Source organism: Psychrobacter sp. PAMC 21119, assembly GCF_000247495.1.
Lineage (GTDB): Bacteria > Pseudomonadota > Gammaproteobacteria > Pseudomonadales > Moraxellaceae > Psychrobacter > Psychrobacter glaciei.
In genome coordinates this window covers 26,397-45,658 of sequence record NZ_AHVZ01000041.1, presented here as the reverse complement: position 1 = coordinate 45,658, position 19,262 = coordinate 26,397, and the positions used below count along the sequence as shown (strand labels likewise).

At 43.2% G+C, this 19,262-nt stretch carries 12 protein-coding genes; 5 read left to right on the top strand and 7 right to left on the bottom strand.

What is annotated here, in order from left to right; all coding sequences use genetic code 11:
- Positions 1–38: 38 nt before the first annotated feature.
- Positions 39–764 (bottom strand): GspH/FimT family pseudopilin, encoded by a 726-nt coding sequence (locus RH96_RS13660; RefSeq protein WP_227500975.1) that lies wholly within the window; start codon positions 762–764, stop codon positions 39–41.
- 580 nt (positions 765–1,344) lie between these two features.
- Between RH96_RS13660 and RH96_RS13655 the strand changes: the two genes are divergently transcribed.
- The 3 genes from RH96_RS13655 (at position 1,345) to mscL (ending at position 5,549) form a co-directional block, all read left to right on the top strand.
- Complete coding sequence (locus RH96_RS13655) at positions 1,345–2,640, top strand: OmpA family protein (protein WP_010201778.1); 1,296 nt, start codon at positions 1,345–1,347, stop codon at positions 2,638–2,640.
- A gap of 357 nt (positions 2,641–2,997) precedes the next feature.
- Positions 2,998–4,845: a translational GTPase TypA gene (gene typA, locus RH96_RS13650; protein ID WP_010201777.1), complete on the top strand. Its 1,848-nt coding sequence runs from the start codon at positions 2,998–3,000 to the stop codon at positions 4,843–4,845.
- A gap of 254 nt (positions 4,846–5,099) precedes the next feature.
- Complete coding sequence (mscL, locus tag RH96_RS13645; protein WP_010201776.1) at positions 5,100–5,549, top strand: large conductance mechanosensitive channel protein MscL; 450 nt, start codon at positions 5,100–5,102, stop codon at positions 5,547–5,549.
- A gap of 99 nt (positions 5,550–5,648) precedes the next feature.
- On the opposite strand, the gene RH96_RS13640 is transcribed toward mscL, so the two are convergent.
- From RH96_RS13640 to cysM, 6 genes are all read right to left on the bottom strand, one after another.
- A complete protein-coding gene (locus RH96_RS13640; RefSeq protein ID WP_010201775.1) occupies positions 5,649–6,089 on the bottom strand; it encodes a hypothetical protein in 441 nt (146 codons plus the stop codon).
- 468 nt (positions 6,090–6,557) lie between these two features.
- Positions 6,558–7,508 carry a bifunctional DNA-formamidopyrimidine glycosylase/DNA-(apurinic or apyrimidinic site) lyase gene (gene mutM / locus RH96_RS13635; RefSeq protein ID WP_010201774.1) on the bottom strand — a complete coding sequence of 317 codons (951 nt, stop codon included), beginning with the start codon at positions 7,506–7,508 and terminating at the stop codon, positions 6,558–6,560.
- Positions 7,509–7,571: 63 nt separating this feature from the next.
- The gene (locus tag RH96_RS13630; RefSeq protein ID WP_010201773.1) at positions 7,572–10,124 is read right to left on the bottom strand and encodes a RelA/SpoT family protein; all 2,553 of its coding nucleotides are present in this window, start codon (positions 10,122–10,124) and stop codon (positions 7,572–7,574) included.
- A gap of 396 nt (positions 10,125–10,520) precedes the next feature.
- Positions 10,521–12,062 (bottom strand): 23S rRNA (uracil(1939)-C(5))-methyltransferase RlmD, encoded by a 1,542-nt coding sequence (gene rlmD, locus RH96_RS13625; RefSeq protein ID WP_010201772.1) that lies wholly within the window; start codon positions 12,060–12,062, stop codon positions 10,521–10,523.
- A gap of 68 nt (positions 12,063–12,130) precedes the next feature.
- Positions 12,131–12,955 carry a 3'-5' exonuclease gene (locus RH96_RS13620; RefSeq protein WP_010201771.1) on the bottom strand — a complete coding sequence of 275 codons (825 nt, stop codon included), beginning with the start codon at positions 12,953–12,955 and terminating at the stop codon, positions 12,131–12,133.
- Positions 12,956–12,979: 24 nt separating this feature from the next.
- A complete protein-coding gene (gene cysM, locus RH96_RS13615; protein ID WP_010201770.1) occupies positions 12,980–13,939 on the bottom strand; it encodes a cysteine synthase CysM in 960 nt (319 codons plus the stop codon).
- Between the two features lie 575 nt (positions 13,940–14,514).
- On the opposite strand from cysM, the gene RH96_RS13610 reads away from it, so the two are divergent.
- Both RH96_RS13610 and RH96_RS13605 read left to right on the top strand, forming a co-directional pair.
- On the top strand, positions 14,515–18,081 hold the full coding sequence (locus tag RH96_RS13610; RefSeq protein ID WP_010201769.1) for an ATP-binding protein: 3,567 nt from the start codon (positions 14,515–14,517) through the stop codon (positions 18,079–18,081).
- A gap of 166 nt (positions 18,082–18,247) precedes the next feature.
- On the top strand, positions 18,248–19,060 hold the full coding sequence (locus RH96_RS13605; protein ID WP_010201768.1) for a crotonase/enoyl-CoA hydratase family protein: 813 nt from the start codon (positions 18,248–18,250) through the stop codon (positions 19,058–19,060).
- Positions 19,061–19,262 lie beyond the last annotated feature (202 nt).

Here is a 19,262-nt window from a genome sequence, read left to right as displayed (position 1 = left end):
AGCATGAAAAAATTTAAAAGCTTTAACCTCAAAGCATGTTAGTCACCACACCCAGTCGGATGGCTGTCATTAGGCTTAAAAGTAATATTAGCGCCTTGACTGAATGATATTTGATACATCGCCTGGCTGTATGTTGAGTTTGCACAATACTTAAAATGACCAAAATGCCCGCGTGGTTTACCGCTATCACCATAGAACCTGACGTAACGACGTTTTCCTGCACGTAGATGCAAGGTACCATATTTGGGATTCAGGTTTTGTGTTTCTAACAACTCGTCTGTCCCTTTATCAAAATGCTGGTTATCGTTGTTATCTACAAAGAGCAGCAAGGTTTTATTGCTGTTCTTATGACATAAACCATTGCCATCCGACAAACACACTAATAAGTTTTGGCGACGAATGACGCTTTCCGCTTTCGCTAATTTTAGCGTGTCTGTTATTCCGTACCTGATACGCTGAGCTTCCATGCGTGCCAATTGTGTCAAGATAGCGGGTGCGGCAATCATCATGATAATTGCTAATACTGCTACGGTCACGATGAGCTCTATTAATGTAAAGCCATTTTGGCTTGAGCTTTTAGACATACGTCTATCGAGCATAAAATTCTTATTCAATGTGATTTGTTTATCATTTATAAAATAAATCTTAGCCCTTGGTATCACAATGGATGGGTGAGCAAGTTTATTCTTACCTAAAATAAATTTAAGTAAAATATATGCAGATAGTTGTTGGTAATTTGACGATATTTTATATACTATAGCCATAGGATTATTACTTGTAACAAATAATGTATTTGACACTTTGTCAGAATGAATGTGATCAATACCTGTGATTAAGCCTCATAAATATTTTTGTTAATAATATTTAGGTTGCTGAGATATTAATCGTCTATGTACTTATCATTTTAGCCAAAGATAAAAATTAGATTAATGTTTGTTATTACAATATAAACAGAATATATGTCTACTGTCAAAAAATGTTTCAATTAGTGAATAGGTAATTTTAACAATAGAGAAAAGGTACCAGTTGTATTAAAATACCCTCAACCAACACAGACACTTTGGTTGAAAGTCTATTGCGAGCTCATACACAAAAGGTAAAAAACGTAAGGTGTGTTTGTTCTCAGTAACTTAAGCTGGTTATTGTGTTTTAGTTACGACATTATCGTGTAATAATGTGTAGCTCGTTAACGAAAAAAGTTGTAAACTGAATCGATAATCGCTAAGCTACTTCTAAATTAGTTTTGCTTTGTCATTTAAAATTCGTAAAAGATGTCTATTCTGGAGCATCTTGAGAAGTGGTTTTGCTTAACGCATCACTAAAATTATCCTTTGGAGGAAGTCCATGAAATTGAATAAAATTGCTCTAGCTCTGGTTGCTGCATCAGTTGCACCTTTAGCAGCTAATGCTGGCGTTACTATTAGCCCACTATTATTAGGTTATCACGTTACTGACGATATCAGTGACACAGCTGACAAACAGCGTGACATCTTACGTACTGGTAAAAACCTTTATGAAAACGCTAATGGCGATCAAATTGGTGATGGCTCACGTGGTAACAACAACGGCGGCGTAGCCAAAGAAAGTAGCCTATATACTGGTGCTGCACTAGGTATCGAGCTAACTCCTTCTACTCAGTTCCAAGTAGAATATGGTGTTTCTAATGCAAACGGCGAAGCGTCTGAAGATTCTGCAGATGCTGGTATCAACCGTTTTGACGTTGAACAAACCATGATCTCTGGTAACTTCTTAATCGGTACTGAAGAATTCACTGGTTATACTGATGGCGCACTTAAGCCTTATGTATTAGTTGGTGCTGGTCAGTCTAAAATCGAAGTAGAAAACCAAGAGCGTTACATTGCTTCTAATGGCGACACGGTTGATGCTGGTACTGAAGTATCAAGCTCAAAAGATACTATCGGTAACCTAGGTCTAGGTGCTATGTATCGCATCAACGATGCGTTAAGCCTACGTGGTGAAGCTCGTGCGATTCATAACTTCGATAACAACTGGTGGGAAGGCATGGCTCTAGCCGGTCTAGAAGTTGTACTTGGTGGCCATCTAGCACCTACAGTAGCTGTTCCTCCAATGGAAGAGCCTATGGTTGATACTGCACCAATCGTTGTTGTTGAATCTGATCTTGATTCTGACGGTGATGGCGTACCTGATAGCATCGATGCATGCCCAGGCACTCCAATGAATGTTGTTGTTGATGAGCGTGGTTGCCCAGTACCAGTAGATATTACTGACGAACTGAAAATGGAACTTCGTGTATTCTTTGATAACGATAAATCAGCTATCAAAAACCAGTACAAGCCTGAAATCGCTAAAGTAGCAGAGAAGATGCGTGAGTACCCTAACTCAACTGCACGCGTAGAAGGTCATGCTTCTAAAACTGGTCCTTCAGCACGTTATAACCAACGTCTGTCTGAAGCCCGTGCTGTTGCTGTGAAATCTATGTTGACTAACGAATTTGGTATTGCTCCAAACCGTCTATCAACAGTTGGTTATGGTTATGACCAACCAATCGCACCAAACGACACTGAAGAAGGTCGCGCTATGAACCGTCGTGTTTATGCCATCATTACTGGTGACAAAACTATGACTGTTGAACAAACTAAAGATATGGTTGTTCAGTAAATAATAGTTAGATAATTATCTTCTAAGTTATATCGTTACAAAAAAAGCTGCCCAATGGGTGGCTTTTTTTTATTTATGTACTGAGAAAAGTAAGTTATTACATAAATTTATCGTGCAATAATGTTATACTATCGACCCAAACACTTTGTAGATTAACAAAGTGTACATTAGCATAGCTATCTGTACGATGGATTTTCCAGCATAGGTATTTGATTTTACTACTATTAATTAAATGAACTCACCTATTGTGTACTCATTTAAAAGTCCTGTAGTCATATCTCTCTGGTTGATGGTAAAAGTTTATCCAGCGGTGCTTACTGCTACTGCATTTTTTTTAAGACGAAAAGAGCATTTTATATGGCGAACGATATCAAACACCTGCGTAACATCGCAATTATTGCCCACGTTGATCACGGTAAGACAACTTTGGTTGATAAACTATTACATCAATCTGGCACTTTTGGCGATCGTGCAAACATTGCTGAACGTGCAATGGATTCAGGCGATATTGAGCAAGAACGTGGCATTACCATTTTGGCTAAAAACACAGCTATCCGCTGGACAGATAAATCTTCGGATACAGAGTATCGCATCAACATCGTTGACACCCCAGGTCACGCCGATTTTGGTGGTGAAGTTGAGCGTGTCATGTCGATGGTTGACTGTGTACTTCTAGTGGTCGATGCTGTTGATGGCCCAATGCCACAGACTCGTTTCGTAACGCAAAAAGCGTTCGAGCAAGGTCTAAAGCCTATTGTTGTTATCAACAAAATTGACCGTCCTGGTTCGCGTCCTGATTGGGTAATGGATCAAATTTTTGATTTGTTCGATAACCTAGGCGCAACTGATGAGCAGCTTGATTTCCCAGTTGTTTATGCGTCAGCATTGAATGGTATTGCAGGCTTAGAAGCTGATGATTTAGCTGATGATATGACGCCACTGTTCAAAACTATCGTTGATGTCGTGCAGCCACCACAAGTGGATGCAGATGCACCGTTCCGCATGCAAATCTCAAGCCTTGACTTCAATAGCTTCGTTGGTGTTATCGGTATTGGTCGTATTCAGCGTGGTAAAGTTAAACTTAATACACAAGTAACTGTTATTGATAAGCATGGCAACACGCGCAATGGCCGTATTTTAAAAATCATGGGCTATCATGGTCTTGATCGTATTGATGTTGAAGATGCACAAGCTGGTGATATCGTTTGTATCACTGGTATTGATGCACTTAATATCTCAGATACGATTTGTGATCCAGCTAACGTTGAAGCATTACCAGCACTAACGGTTGATGAACCAACCGTATCAATGAACTTCCAAGTAAACAACTCACCGTTCGCTGGTCGTGATGGTAAGTTTGTGACTTCACGTAATATTCGTGAGCGTCTTGAGCGTGAATTGATTCATAACGTTGCACTACGTGTAGAAGACACTGAGTCTCCAGATAAATTCAAAGTATCAGGTCGCGGTGAGCTTCACTTATCTGTACTTATCGAAAACATGCGCCGTGAAGGTTTTGAGATGGGTGTTTCAGGCCCAGAAGTTATCGTTAAGGAAGTTGACGGTAAACTACAAGAGCCGTATGAAAACGTTGTGTTCGATATTGAAGATGAGCATCAAGGTTCTATCATGGAGCAGGTTGGTCTACGCAAAGGCGAGATGACTAACATGGAACTTGATGGCAAAGGTCGTATGCGTATTGAAGCAACTATGCCAGCACGTGGTTTGATCGGTTTCCGTTCTGAATTCTTGACCTTAACATCAGGTTCAGGAATCATGACGTCAAGCTTCTCACATTATGGTCCACAGAAAATTGGTGATGTTGGTGGCCGCTCTAACGGTGTACTCGTTTCTATGGCTAAAGGCGTTTGCCTAGGCTTTGCATTGTTCAACTTGCAAAAGCGCGGTAAATTATTCGCTGAGCCACAGCTTGAAGTATACGAAGGTATGATCGTTGGTCTTAACTCACGTAACGATGATATGGCTGTTAACCCAACGACTGCTAAACAGTTAACTAACGTTCGCGCTAGTGGTACTGATGAAGCATTGACATTGACTCCAGCAGTTAAGTTTACGCTTGAGCAAGCACTTGAGTTCATCCAAGATGACGAATTGGTTGAAGTAACACCTAAAGCGATTCGTCTACGTAAGCGTTACTTGACTGAAAGTGAGCGTAAGCGTCATGGTCGTAAGAAAGGTGCGTAATATTGAACAATAAATAGTGGTTATCCATTATTTGGTTCCGCATTAAAGATATATAGTGAGCAGCATAGAATAGTAGTATACCAACTATTCTATGCTGCTTTTTTTTGTGTTGCATTTTACATAGAATAAAAAGACAATAGTCGGATATCATTTAGTAAAAAAAAGTAATTTTACGGTTATTATTGAAATCCCAAGTTAGATTCATCATTTATACGCTTATCTTATGGTCGATAAGATTTTTAAGGAGAGAAATTATGAGTATGGTATCTGAGTTTAAAGAATTTGCTTTAAAGGGTAATGTGATGGATCTGGCCGTCGGTGTAATCATCGGGGGGGCTTTCGCTACGATCACAACGTCTTTAGTAGAAGACGTGATCATGCCCATTGTTGCTTTTATCGTTGGCGGCGAAATTAATTTCAAGAATATGTTTTTGATATTGGGTGATGCGCCAGAAGGTGTGGCAAGAACCTATGATGCCCTCAAAGCTGCTGGCATTCCTGTATTGGCTTACGGTAGCTTCATTACCGTACTGATTAACTTTCTAATCTTGGCATTTATTATTTTTATGATGGTAAAAATGGTCAACAGATTACGCCGTGCAGATGAGGTAGAAGAAGCAATAGAAGAAGCAATAGAAGAGCCGTCAGAAGAAGTGCAATTGCTTCGTGAAATTAGCGCTAAGCTTGGCAATATTAATAAGTAAACACATTTTACTGACCGTCAGATTAAAAAATAAAAAAGGCTAACGTCATGTTAGCCTTTTTTTATTGGATTTTTTATAACTATTTAATGGTAGTTATGTTTAGGGTCTAACAACAACATAGTCATTGGTATTAATAATAATCTCTGATGGTTGATCAACGACGATACGCACAACGTTATTGTCAACGACCTGCGATTTATAATAGTTGTCTTCGGCAACCGTACAGCCTAAGCACCGTCCCATCGCATCCCAAGGCTCTACAAATAGCTTCTGCTGAGCTTGATCAGCGTTACCACCGATTAGAGAAAAAGGGAGGCTGACAATATAAGCTGCCGTACCAGCCACGGCAGTCACTAAACCCAGTGGCTTGCCAACGATAGTATCTACTGCCATAGTGCCGTAAGAAGGCCCAAAGTCATCTTCATCTATTTCTATCGCTGCCAAAGCAGGTTGCATACTGGCCACAATCAAGCTTACGCTTGTAATCAGGGTAAAAATTTTGCGCTTGACGGTGCGCTGTGTATGGGCTTTAACAGTCATAATGATATCCTAGAACTCGTAAGCAGTATAATGGATGGCTGCTGCTATTTTCATACAGAGAAAATTTCCCTATACAAGCAATGCGGCAACGATAAATAGATTAATTATTACAGATAAATAAATGGTTTGCACTATTTATGTAAGCTCTTTCACTATTAAAGCAAGACGTGGGCCAATAAGCAACAAAAATGCGTGTGATACAGCTACTGTAATCACAAACTTTACTAGGGTCTGTTGAATATTCAAATATTAGGACTGCTGATTGCTAAAATCGCATCAAACTAGGCGTAAACTGACGATAATGTCGAGACCTTAGCTAGGTTTACAACAACGTTTGGGGTGATTTTAGCCACTGCCAGTTCCACATTTGAATGTTCAACAGACCCTAACCTTAAAAAATATTTTCTACTGTATCAGTGAGGCTTGATAACATTAATGCTTATCAAGTATGTCGTAGCATTTCCCTTACTACGCTAGGGGCTGGCAGTCGGGGCAGTAAACGCTAGCACGTCCATTTAGCTTGATATTTTCTAGCGTCGTTTGACAGTGCGGACAAGCTTCACCCTGTCTACCATAGACGTTTAGAGTCTGTTGAAAATACCCAGTTTGCCCGCTAGCGACCGTGAAATCTCGTAAGGTCGAGCCACCAAGCGCTATCGCTTTTTGTAGAATGGTTTTAATATGATCGACCAAAATAACAATATCATCATACGATAATTGATGAGCAGGGGTCGCAGGATGAATCCCTGATAAATACAGACTTTCGGTCGCGTATATATTGCCAACGCCAACGACCACTTGCTGCTCCATAATGACGGATTTGATGGCTCGCATGATTGGCCGCTTTTTCGATTTTGCTTTACTCGCTGTTTTTTTACCAGCCGTAGTTCCAATGGCGGTTTTATCAGATAGATTCGTGCGTTGGATGAGCTGATACAAGTAATCAGCAGTGAATTCCTCTGATAAAGGCTCAGCACCCAAGTGATCTAATAGCTTAGCACCATAATCCTCATGCCACAGCACCGAGCCAAAGCGTCTAGGATCATGATAGTGTAATTGTATTTGCTTTTTATCAGTGCTACCAAATACCATCACCAAATGGTCATGTTTTCGCTTCTCTGTACCCTTACTGTGCTGCTGTAAACTACCGGACATACCCAAATGAATGAGAAGCTGCCGCGGTGCCAATGTATCAAGCTCAGTAGTAGCGTTATGCTTAGATAAGGGCGGTAAAAACTCTAGTATCAAATACTTCGCTCGTCGCTCGATGCTGCCCAAAGTATAACCGTCCAAGGCATCTAAATCGTCAGGCATAGACCAGCGCAGCTTTGGCTGGAATACTTTTACATCAATCACTTGTTGCCCCAATAAAGGGGTTAAGCTGGTTTTGGTTGTTTCTACTTCAGGCAATTCAGGCATAGTGTTTTTGGTAATAACTCGATTATTAAATGGATAGGTTTGCGCAAAGCCTTAGCATTTTACTTAAGCAACCGCACGCCGTGCATGTAATATGCCATGCTGCTGTTCAAGTTTGGCTAAGAGTTTGGACAAATGCGCCAATCCTGACACCTCAATATGAAACTTTAAAAAGGCAATATTGTCATCATTGCTCAGGGTCTCAACTTGACGAATATTGACGTTTTCTTTGTCGATAATTTGAGTTAAGTCGCGCAACAATCCACGTCTATCATAAGCTTCTACATGAATGTCTACGGGTTGGTAGCGACCTGATTTTACGCGCCAAGCAGCATCTATCTGGCGCTCAGGGTCACGTTCGATAAGGCGCAAATATTCTGGACAGCCCCGATTATGTACACTAACGCCGCGTGACAAAGTGATGTAACCTGCAATCGGCTCACCGTGTACAGGATGACAACAACCTGCTAAGTTGACTTCGATATTGTCCAGACCGTCGATATGAATTTTATAGGCATCAATTTTGCCAGCATCTCTAGCATCGACACTGGGTGTGAAATCTTCCTCAGGTCTCTCTGGTTCTAAGTGTAGCTGACGAGAGATATGGCTGGTCAGCTGGTTTAGGCTGATATCACCTGTGACCAAACCAACAATGACGTCGTCTGTATTATTGACGTGAAAAAACTGAGTGTAATCATTTAAATCAATACTGTTGGGGTGGACGGATAAACGCTCCAGCTCTTTACTCAGCATGTGCCGACCGATCTCAATATTTTTGTCGCGGTCTTGCTTATTAAACCATTGACGCAGCTTTGAGCGTGCTCGATTGGTATGAATATAACCGAGTGAGGCAACCAGCCAATCGCGATTGGGCTCGCGAGAAGCTTTGGTAATAATCTCAACTTGCTCACCAGTTTTGAGCTGATAAGTCAGAGGCACATAGCGTTGATTGACCCGAGCGGCTTGCGCACGGTTACCGACTTGGGTATGTACATAGTAGGCAAAATCAAGGACGGTCGCGCCTTTTGGAAGTTCGGTAATATCACCATCACGACTAAAGATATAAATGCGCTCAAGTTCATCAAAATCAACCAGTTGCTCTTCTTCATCGAACTCTATTTCTTCTAGCTCATCACCAGTCAACATGGATGAGCGTGGCTGATTACGTGTTTCATTATTGATAGAAAGCAGTTGACGCAGCGAGCTGATTCTCTGGTTGAGATAATTGTCTTTCTTGTTTTTTAGCCCTTCTTTGTAATTGACATGCGCGCACATGCCAAGCTCAGCCTCAAAATGCATCTCATGGGTACGAATCTGTACTTCAAGCGATTTATTTTCGGCAATCACCGCCGTATGCAGCGAGCGATAGCCATTTGATTTAGGATTGGTAATATAGTCATCAAACTGTTCAGGGATATAGCGCCACAGACCGTGTACCAATCCTAAAACGTGGTAACAGTCGGAAGGATTGGTCACTAACACACGCAGCGCACGAATATCGTAAAGCTGATCGAAGGATAAGCCTTTGAGCTTCATTTTTCGATAAATAGAATAGATGTGCTTGACGCGTCCTGACACTTCACCCGCGATATCTGCTTCCGCCAAGGCTTCATTGAGCTTATCTTGCACACGCTGAATATAAGACTCACGTTCGCTGCGTTTTTCTGACAACAGCTTGGCTATTTCTTTATAACGCTCAGGGGCGAGATATCGAAAGGCGAGGTCTTCAAGCTCCCATTTTAGTTGGGCAATACCCAATCTATGGGCCAGTGGCGCATAGATCGTCATGACCTCACGTGCCACCCGATTTTGCCGCTCTAAATGAGAAAAGGTCAATTCGCGCATGGCGAAGGTACGTTCAGCCAGCTTGATGAGCACCACACGCACGTCATTGGTGACGGAGATGAGCATGCTATAGATGTTTGATAATTGGTCACGCTGATTATTTACGAAGTGATCTTCTAAGCGTTTGTTACTTTCGATAATTTCCGACAGTTTACCCATTGCCAAAGTATCTTTGACCAAGGTGGAGATGTCTTTGCCAAATTTTTGCTCAATTTCAGTCAGACTGATGATTGATTTGCGGGCACTGCGATAGAGCATCGCAGCAACCAGTGCATCTTCATCTTGATAAAGGTAGGTCAATATATCAGTCATACCGATACCAGTGACATAAGCACCGGAGCGCTCAGATTCGCTGGTATTCATATGACTACGAATAAAGTCACAGGCAGCGCTGAGGTTGGGCACAGACTCTTGGCCGATACGCTTGGCCACGTTATCTAACCACGCAGGTACATCAATATTGGCATTGTCTAGATCGATTGCTTCAAGCTCCTCTTCTGAGAGAATATGAGCATCATCTAAAAGCTGATTGTCCAAATATTCATTTTCAAGATTTGGGTCATGACTGTGGTAAGCATGCTGTGCAGAGCGATCAAAAGTCGTATGCAGCTTATGAGTGGCCAGTTGGTATTTGATATCGAGTGGAATTTGAGCATAGCTATTAGCAGACTGATGAGAGCGTTGACTCGCAACCAGCTGTGCCGCTAACGTCGCACTGTCGGCTTGTGTGGTCTGTCCATCTACCAACGGTAATCCTTCACGAATTTTTACCATAGCCGACTCCTCTTAGCTATTTCGAATTGATTATAACCTCATCTACTACGTACGAAACCCAAACTTATACAATATATAAGTGGGCAACTAGAAATCAATACAGCCGCTAAAAATCCATTTTTAGCAGCCATAGAGTTGTACGTAGAATATGTAAGATTATGAGTGTTAATAACTGCTACATGCGAATTCTATAAGCATAGAAAGAACGACTATTATTATCTCATTTTAAGACGACAAATCAAGAGAGGCTCTGTAATGCTCATGTCACTATGATTAAAATATCGATTAACATATCGGCTACTTTAATAGCATATTTTGACCTAATTTATAAATAAGCAAAATGTGTTGATAGCATGCCTAATAACTCATACAAGAAAATATGCGAAAAAATCAATGTTAATTAGCGACCCTTTCAAAGCGCGCAATAGACTCAACATGTCCAGTATGGCAAAACATATCCATTACGCCAGCATGAGTCAGACGGTAGCCTTGCTCTAATAATGCTTTTGTATCGCGAGCAAGCGTTGCAGGGTTGCAAGAGACATAGACAATACGCTCGGCGTTAAATTTCGGCAGATACTGCATAATCTCCCATGCACCAGAGCGAGGCGGATCGATCAATAGCGCATCAAAGCCTTGATTGGCCCAAGGCTTATCAGTACAGTCTTGCGTTAAGTCTTGGCTATAGAATTCAGTGTTATTGATACCATTACGACGTGCATTGTCAGCGGCGCGTGCGGTCATCGCTTCGCTACCTTCAACACCGACGACAGAGCCAGTCTCGCCAACCAATCGTGCCAATGGCAAGCTAAAGTTACCTAGACCACTAAACAAATCAAGTACGCGTTCACCGGCTTTTAGGTCTAATAAATCACAAGCAAGTTTGGTCATCTGACGGTTCACCGATAGATTAACTTGGGTGAAATCTGTTGGGATAAATTCAAAAGTAAGGTCGTATTCTGGCAGTTGGTAATACAAACGTCCAAATTTTTGACTCAGATCATCAGCATCCGTCAAGGCGATACGCTGGATGCTGTCAACGCCTTTCGATTGTAAATACAGCTGCCAATTGCGCGCGGCAAAAAACACTTTTAGCTTCTCTACATCAGCATCAGATAACGGCGCTAAGTTGCGCACAATGAGGGCGACTGGCTGGTTGCCATCTGGTAGGTCTGGCATCTCTTCACCCATCGCCAATTCAAGCTGGGCAATCTTGTCACGGCTCTCTAGAGTACTGATAAGGGTTTTTAAGTTTTCAAGCTCAAAGCCAATACGAGGATCTAGAATATGACACTCATTTAGCTCAGCCAAAAAGTTACTTGAGCGTTCACGAAAGCCCACCAAGGCGGTTTCTTTTTTGGTCACATAACGCACACCCATTCTTGCTTTGGTGCGATAACCGAGGCGATCGCCGATTACAGGTGCTAGCCAATGATCAGGCTCGGCTTTGGCTTGATGCATCAGCATTTCAGCAAGGACAGACTGCTTAAAATTAATCTGGGCATCTGGCTGCCAATGCTGCAAGTTACAGCCACCACAGACACCGAAGTGCGGGCAGGGCGGTACCACACGTTCAGGATTTGGGTTGGCAGTGATGCTGATTGCGTCACCTTCTTCAAAGCTGGTTCGGCTATTGGTAAGCTTGACCAAAGCGCTTTCACCCGGCAAAGCAAAGCTGACAAATACTTTTTTACCATGCTTGTCTACGGCATGACCTTCTGCTTCACCTAAGCCATTGCCATATACTGCCACTCCGCGACCATCATGCGACAACCCATCAATATTAAACGGTAAGGGTTCAGCCTCTTTTAGACGGCGACGGGTCTTTGATGACGGTTTGGATTTTTTCTTGTTAGGCGGGATGGTAATGGTTTGGGTATCGTTCGCCTGCAGCGTTGCATCAGCTGCGGTAGATGTTTTTGAATCGGTGGGTTGCATAAACCTGCCTTAAATAAATAATAAATAACTAAAAAGGTGAGTACGGAGATTGGTACAAAGAATCATGCTTATACTGACGGCGTAAATGACCAATCAGCAATAAATTCTTGATGACGTGCACTGCCATCGGCTTGGGTGTATTTTGCTAGATAGTCATGGCTTTGCTGCTGCCAAGCATCAAAATCTTGTGAGGACAGTTGACCCGTTAAACGCAGCCAGCGCAGATAGATTAGCCAGGTATTCATCACGTCAGACTCGCAATAAATAGACAGCGTCTGCCAATCATCATTGCTGACAAGATCGCCAACCATACTGCCATCGACACTGGTTTTGCCGGGAAGTCCATACAAGCTTGCGACGATATCCATCGCTTCGCGGCGACTGGCACCGTATTGGCTAAATCTGTCCATCAAATCAAGATGGCGAGTATGGAAGCGATTGACATAATTATCAAAACGCATGTTTTTGATGCGTGCGCCTTCTTCAAATAGCCATGGTGCTGATAAGTCATACTGCATGGCGCGGTAAATCAATACCGGAATATCAAAACCTGAACCATTCCAGCTGATCAGCTGTGGCAATTTTTCAATGTCACTAAACGCTCGAAAAAATTTAACGAGAATTTCCTTTTCGCTGAACTTATCTGCAGTCAACGAAAACAACGACAACTTGCCATCTTTTATATATAACGCTGAAATACAAACAATACGTTGCAGCGGCAAACGCATAAAATCGTGCCCAGCCTCTTGTGTACGTAGCGCTGTCAATGCGCTCAGTGCGTCCGCATCATTTAGATCCGCCAGCTGCGGGTAAATACGGCGCGCGGCAGCTGTATCCGCGACAGTTTCAATATCAAAGACCAATATAGGGTCGGAGGGTAGGGCATGTGACATAGATAAACCTAATTAGTTTCGAGATTATGGTGCTGCATTGTCTACGCTGTCATCGACACTATACAGCCCCGTCGATAAATAACGGTCTCCACGATCACAGACAATAAAGGCGATAACGGCATCAGGGTTTTCTTTAGCCACCTGTACGGCAGCCCATGCAGCAGCGCCTGAAGATACACCCGCGAAGATACCTTCGGTTTTGGCCAGTTTGCGCATATAAACTTCAGCGATATGTTGGTCAATATCCATCACTTCATCGACTAAGTCTGCATCAAAAATACCCGGCATATAAGCGGCAGGCCAACGGCGGATACCAGCAATAGATGCTTCTTCGTCAGGTTGCAGCCCGATGATTTTAATCGCTGGGTTTTGTTCTTTTAGGTATTGCGAGACACCGGTAATAGTACCAGTCGTGCCCATCGAGCTAATAAAGTGGGTAATTTTACCCGCAGTTTGCGCCCATAGCTCAGGGCCAGTCGTTAGATAATGGGCTTGTCTGTTATCAGGATTATTAAATTGATCTAAGACGATGCCTTTGCCATCCGTTTGCATCTGCAATGCTAAATCACGCGCCGCTTCCATACCTTCGTCCACTTCAATCAACGTCGCACCATAAGCAATCATGGCGTCTTTGCGCTCTTGAGTCGAGTTGGTTGGCATCAGTAGGGTGATCGGATAGCCACGCATCGCAGCGACCATAGCCAACGCAATGCCTGTATTGCCACTGGTGGCTTCAATCAGCATATCTCCAGGCTTTATGTCGCCGCGCTGTTCCGCTTGGTAAATCATATTAAAAGCAGGGCGGTCTTTGACAGAGCCAGCAGGATTATTGCCCTCAAGTTTGGCGAGCAAAACCGCACCGTTTGTAATGTGCTCCTGCTCAGGCAGACGCTGAAGTTTCACCAATGGTGTTTGACCGACGCAATCGGCAAGGGCAGTCACTTGCGTGATAAAGTTGGCATTTGACGTGGTCGTCGTGGACATAAGGTATCCTTATTGGTTTTTTAGAGGACAATTTCTTTAATATTAGGTATTTTTTTAGAGCGTTATTCATTTAACAGTCGTCTGAAGCACCGCGTTTTAAATAACGGCTTGCTGATTAACACACTGTTGTTATCGTCCAACAATCGCTTGAGACCATCCCTATAAATTCTGAGACTGCTACTATAAAGGTTGTTACTCAATCGTCAGCCAGTCAATTAGTGCGAGGGTCGTAATTACGCCGTTAATCTGGTCATATGACGAGGTATAAATGATGACAAATAAAAAGTTGCGTCATTATATCATTTTGTTTTCAGCCGCGCTGATGACATCAGGTATTATTGGTAAATGCATTGCTACTGATATTAAAGACTTGAACATGGATACTGTCAAAATTAGCAATGGATGAGGGTTCTCTTATCAGGATTATAAAGGTTAAGGTACGCGCTATGAATGTTTAACAGCCACTCATAAAATCCTGTTAAGATAATATCGAGCACCAGTTATTGGCTGCGGCATAAGACGTGAAAGCAGCATGAGTATTTATCGCAAAAATATCAGTGGAGAGTAACACCAGTATGGCATACAAGAAACGTTTCGATACCAGCAGCGCTTATGGTCAGCTGATTATATTGGTGTTTTTGCCGATCTGTTTATTAGCAGCGGTCGGTGGTATCTTGGTCTTTCACGAAACCATGCGTGCCAGCAACTCAGAGCAAGAAGCATTAGCAGAGGCGATGCTTATTCGTTATACACCCACGATTGCCGAGCGTATTCCCGAACTACTAGAGCAGCAGCGTCAGCAAGCGATAGATGAGGTCAATACAAGTGAGGCAAATGAGACACCGCAAAAATCAGCTGTTACACTTAGCGGCCTCCAAGATAGGCTTGGGCTTATGCAGTCGGAGCAGCATGTACAGCGTATTGCGATTATTGACGAGGGCAATCAAGTACTGGTGACGGTAGGCTATGGGGCGAATGAAGCGTGGCCTCTGATCGCCACGACAGGGGAGTTCTTATCGCAAAAGCCAACACCTATCGGTACCGCCTATGGCAGCATGCTGGGTGATTTTGACGGTCAGCAGCTGTGGTTAATGATTGATATGGACAACGAACCGCTCTATATCGCCCGTTACCGCATCGCCATGGCACTGGTCATTACTGGCTTGTTTACTATTTTAATCTTGTTGCTGAGTTTGAATATTTATTCAAAACGTTGGATTGCACCAATTTATGAGTTGCGCCTGCAATTACAACGTACCCATGTCGACAATCTATACCAACCCGCTTCGGTCGAGTCAACTGGTGAGCTGAATTTATTACAACAGGATTTGATTAGGACTCTACGCCGTTTGCATGGTAGCTTTCAAGAGCTTAAGGACCACGCTGAGCAAACCGAAGATGACTTGCGTTTGGCCTTTGATGAGATGGAAATGCAAAACATTTCTATTAGAAATGCACGTGATGCCGCCATCTCAACCAGCCAAGCCAAATCTGCATTTTTGGCCAATATCAGCCATGAGCTGCGCACACCATTAAATAGTATTGACGGCTTTATTAATTTGCTAGCGCGTCATGGCGAGCTCAATCCTGAACAAGACTTGTATGTGCAGACCATACGAAAATCGTCAGCGCACTTGCTTGCTTTAGTGAATGATGTCTTGGACTTTTCTAAAATCGAAGCGGGCAAATTGGTGCTCGATCGTCATGAATTTGATTTGTATGACACCATCTATGATGTGGTCGACATGCTGTCACCGGTATCCTCGGAAAAAGGTCTGCGTATGGCGGTGCTGTTCTATAATGATGTGCCGATGCGCGTGAATGGTGATGCCTTGCGCCTCAAACAAGTACTGACCAATATCGTGGGCAATGCCATTAAGTTCACAGACAGTGGCGATGTGGTGGTGCGTGTCAGCTTAGATGACCATCGCGACAATTACTTGATGATTAGCGTACAAGACAGTGGTAAAGGCATCTCTTTGGCCGATCAAAAAATGCTGTTCCAAAGCTTTAGCCAAGGCGATCCATCAATTACCCGCCAGTATGGTGGTACAGGTTTAGGCCTAGTTATCTCTAAGCAACTAACCCGTTTGATGGGCGGTGATATTGGTTTTTATGATAATGCACAAGAGAACATTGCCAATCAAGGCGCGACGTTCTGGTTTCGAATGCCAGCCCATGTCGATGTGCTAGAGGCGGCTACTGGGCAGACGATTGCGCTACCCGTGTTAGCACCGCTGGCAAGTGCCACGGATGAGTTTAATGTGTTGGTATGGATTAATCATCCTGCTTCGATACAGGTACTCAAAGCCAGCTTGCAGTACTTACCGATTAAGCTGACCCAAGCCAATTCGTTGCCAGGCGTGCTTGAGTCACTAAAAGAGCGCGGCAATTATTGGGATTGGGTCATCGTCGATGATGACAAACAAGACGATATGATGGCGCTGCTCAAACAGATTCGCCTGCATTATCAAGGCAAGCTGGCAGTGTTTGGTTATCAGGTCGCTGCCGATCAAGCGCTGTTAAATCGTTATCATGCCAATATATTGTATGAGCCGTTAGACAAACGCCAACTCTACGGTATGCTTGATACGCAGAAGCGCAGCGCACCCAAAAATATGCAAGAGCCGCGCTGGAAAGGCGTGACCGTGCTGGCAGTTGATGACCATCTGCCCAACCTACTGGTGCTCGATGCCTTACTTAGTGAGCTTGGCATTCAGGTGATTACGGCGAATAGTGGTTTTGAAGCCATAGAGCTTATCAGCAAGCAACAAACCAAAAATATCAAAACCGCCAAAGCTGATAAGCAAAGTTTGTCGAAAAAGACCCAAATTTCAAAAGCGGAAACGCGCGACGAAGTGGGTAAAGCCGCCAGCAGTTCCCTATACTCTGAAGATAACAATAATGAAGACAAAAGCACTACTCAGAGTAAAGCTAATGCTCAGGATAAAAACAGCATCGACTTGATATTTATGGACATACAAATGCCGCGGATGTCAGGGCATGAAGCCGCTCGACAAATTCGTAATATCGAGAATGCTGATAATCGTATTCCCATTATTGCGTTGACAGCACATGGATTGGCTGACGAGCGCGATAAACTCATGGCGAGTGGCATTAACGATTATGTGGGTAAGCCCATTAGCCAACCACAGTTGTTACAAGTGCTACAAAAATGGCTAGGGCGCACGACGACAGTGCCGCAGTTAACCGCTGTGGCTGGAGCCAATCCAGAGCAAGAAGTTGGTACTCAAAATACTGGTACTCAAAATATCAGTACTGATGTCGGTACTGATATCGCTACTAAAGATTTTGATGCAAAAGGTTTTGATGTACAAACTGACCCCTTAACGAATACCGCTGTGGAAAAATCTTTAGGTTCGTATGTAGGCACTGCAGCACCGGCTTATCCGATGGTTAAAGGTAGTGACGATTATAATGGTCAGGTGTCCGAAGCTATCAATCAGCAAAAAGTAACCCGACCTTTATCATTAAAAAAAATCCGTGATGACTATCTAAAGGACAGCCAGCCTCGTGAGGACTATAGACAAGGAACGCTGCGCGAAAGCCAGCCACGCTATGAAAGCTTGCGCTATCAACAGCAAAGACAAGCATCGCTACTGTATCCTCCGTACCAAATATCAGGCAGCAGCAATCATGAGGTACTAGCAAGTACCGAGGATAAGTTAGACGAGCACATAAACCTCAACCTAAGCGCTAATGATACGAGCACCTCCCATATCTTAGACTGGCAAGATGCGCTGACTCGCTCAGCGAATAAACCGGATCTCGCAGCCAAGCTCATAATTATGATGCTCGATACGATCAATGAGGAAAAGCGCGCCCTCACTCAAGCGTGGGATGCCCGTGACCGTAGTGCCCTTGCACAAATTGCCCATCGCATCTTAGGCGGTAGTCGCTATACTGGTGTACCAGAGCTACGTCAGGCCAGCCAAGATTTGGAAGACAAGAGCTTGTTGAATATTCAGCACACTACGCCTGCACAGTTTGCGATGCTTGAGCCCTATTATGAAGCGTTATTAACGGCATTAAATAACTTACAAGCGCTGGATTTATCGTCTTATGCGCAGCTGAATTATCATCGTCTGAGTGAAAATGATATGACGTGGAAGATGATTTGAGGCAGATAAGATATCAGATGGTTTTGTCTGCAAATTGGCTGTTTTCTATTGATTGATAGATGGGCGGTATCCTGACAGTCAGTTATTCATATGATATGGCAGATATAACCCTGTTATATTGGCATCATTAGCAGACTATTTACTTCACTTATTAATGAGAATTGTTATGAACGCGATTGCCACGTACCAGTATAAAACGTTACAAGTGAGTGTGACTGACCATATTTTAACCGTTACTTTAAACCGTCCTGAAAAAAAGAATGCCATGAGTTTTCAGATGATAGATGAGTTGATCAAAGTAGCAGGGCGCATTAGCAAAGATAAAACGATACGTGCGGTGATTTTGAATGGTGCTGGAGATACGTTTTGTGCAGGTATCGATTTGAGCGACTTAAACCATCCAAAAAACAAAGCTTTTGCACTTTGGGAGTTAATGAAACCTTGGCAGAGCCTCTTTCAGCGCGTCTGTTTGGTTTGGCGTGATGTGCCTGTCCCTGTGATTGCGGTACTAGAAGGGTATTGTATTGGTGCAGGGCTACAACTGGCGCTGGCGTGTGATGTGCGCATCAGTCATCCTGATTGTAACTTGTCTATTATGGAAGCCAAGTGGGGGCTCGTGCCTGATATGGGATTGACCCAGTCTGCATTGGGCGTGGTTCGCGTCGATGTCTTAAAAGAGCTGGCGATGAGTGCCCGTACGATTGATGCAACCGAAGGCAAAGAGTTAGGTCTCGTCAGTCATTGTAGCGAGACACCCTTAGCACAAGCACAACAGCTCGCTGCTGAATTTGCAGAGCGCTCACCAGATGCCGTACTGGCCAGTAAGCGTGTCATCAATGCGATGTACGAACAATCAGCGTTGACGTTATATCAAGAAAAAGTCTGGCAGCTAAAGATGATGTTAGGTCGCAACCGTAAGCTTGCGCTCAGAAAAGCCAAGCAAGCCAGCACTGCATTTGCCAAGCGCCAATTCCGTTAGAAATCTTAGGTACTTCGTGAAAGGTTGTTTTTGTTGTTAGTGTTTGTTTTATTAACATCATATGGCTATTGAAATACAAGCAGACAGTAAGATATAACACTGTCTGCTTGTGTATCTGTGCATAAATATGCATTATTGATTTGCTGCCAGTTTTTATTTTGAATACCTTTATCCTGAATAAAAACTGGCCACACGCAAAGCT

What these genes read in the sequence shown, in the direction of transcription:
- RH96_RS13620 (WP_010201771.1), bottom strand. Translation starts at nt 12,955, where the DNA reads ATGTCACATGCCCTACCCTCCGACCCTATATTGGTCTTTGATATTGAA.
- typA (WP_010201777.1), top strand. Translation starts at nt 2,998, where the DNA reads ATGGCGAACGATATCAAACACCTGCGTAACATCGCAATTATTGCCCAC.
- RH96_RS13630 (WP_010201773.1), bottom strand. Translation starts at nt 10,124, where the DNA reads ATGGTAAAAATTCGTGAAGGATTACCGTTGGTAGATGGACAGACCACA.
- mscL (WP_010201776.1), top strand. Translation starts at nt 5,100, where the DNA reads ATGAGTATGGTATCTGAGTTTAAAGAATTTGCTTTAAAGGGTAATGTG.
- mutM (WP_010201774.1), bottom strand. Translation starts at nt 7,508, where the DNA reads ATGCCTGAATTGCCTGAAGTAGAAACAACCAAAACCAGCTTAACCCCT.
- RH96_RS13655 (WP_010201778.1), top strand. Translation starts at nt 1,345, where the DNA reads ATGAAATTGAATAAAATTGCTCTAGCTCTGGTTGCTGCATCAGTTGCA.
- RH96_RS13660 (WP_227500975.1), bottom strand. Translation starts at nt 764, where the DNA reads ATGGCTATAGTATATAAAATATCGTCAAATTACCAACAACTATCTGCA.
- RH96_RS13605 (WP_010201768.1), top strand. Translation starts at nt 18,248, where the DNA reads ATGAACGCGATTGCCACGTACCAGTATAAAACGTTACAAGTGAGTGTG.
- RH96_RS13640 (WP_010201775.1), bottom strand. Translation starts at nt 6,089, where the DNA reads ATGACTGTTAAAGCCCATACACAGCGCACCGTCAAGCGCAAAATTTTT.
- cysM (WP_010201770.1), bottom strand. Translation starts at nt 13,939, where the DNA reads ATGTCCACGACGACCACGTCAAATGCCAACTTTATCACGCAAGTGACT.
- rlmD (WP_010201772.1), bottom strand. Translation starts at nt 12,062, where the DNA reads ATGCAACCCACCGATTCAAAAACATCTACCGCAGCTGATGCAACGCTG.
- RH96_RS13610 (WP_010201769.1), top strand. Translation starts at nt 14,515, where the DNA reads ATGGCATACAAGAAACGTTTCGATACCAGCAGCGCTTATGGTCAGCTG.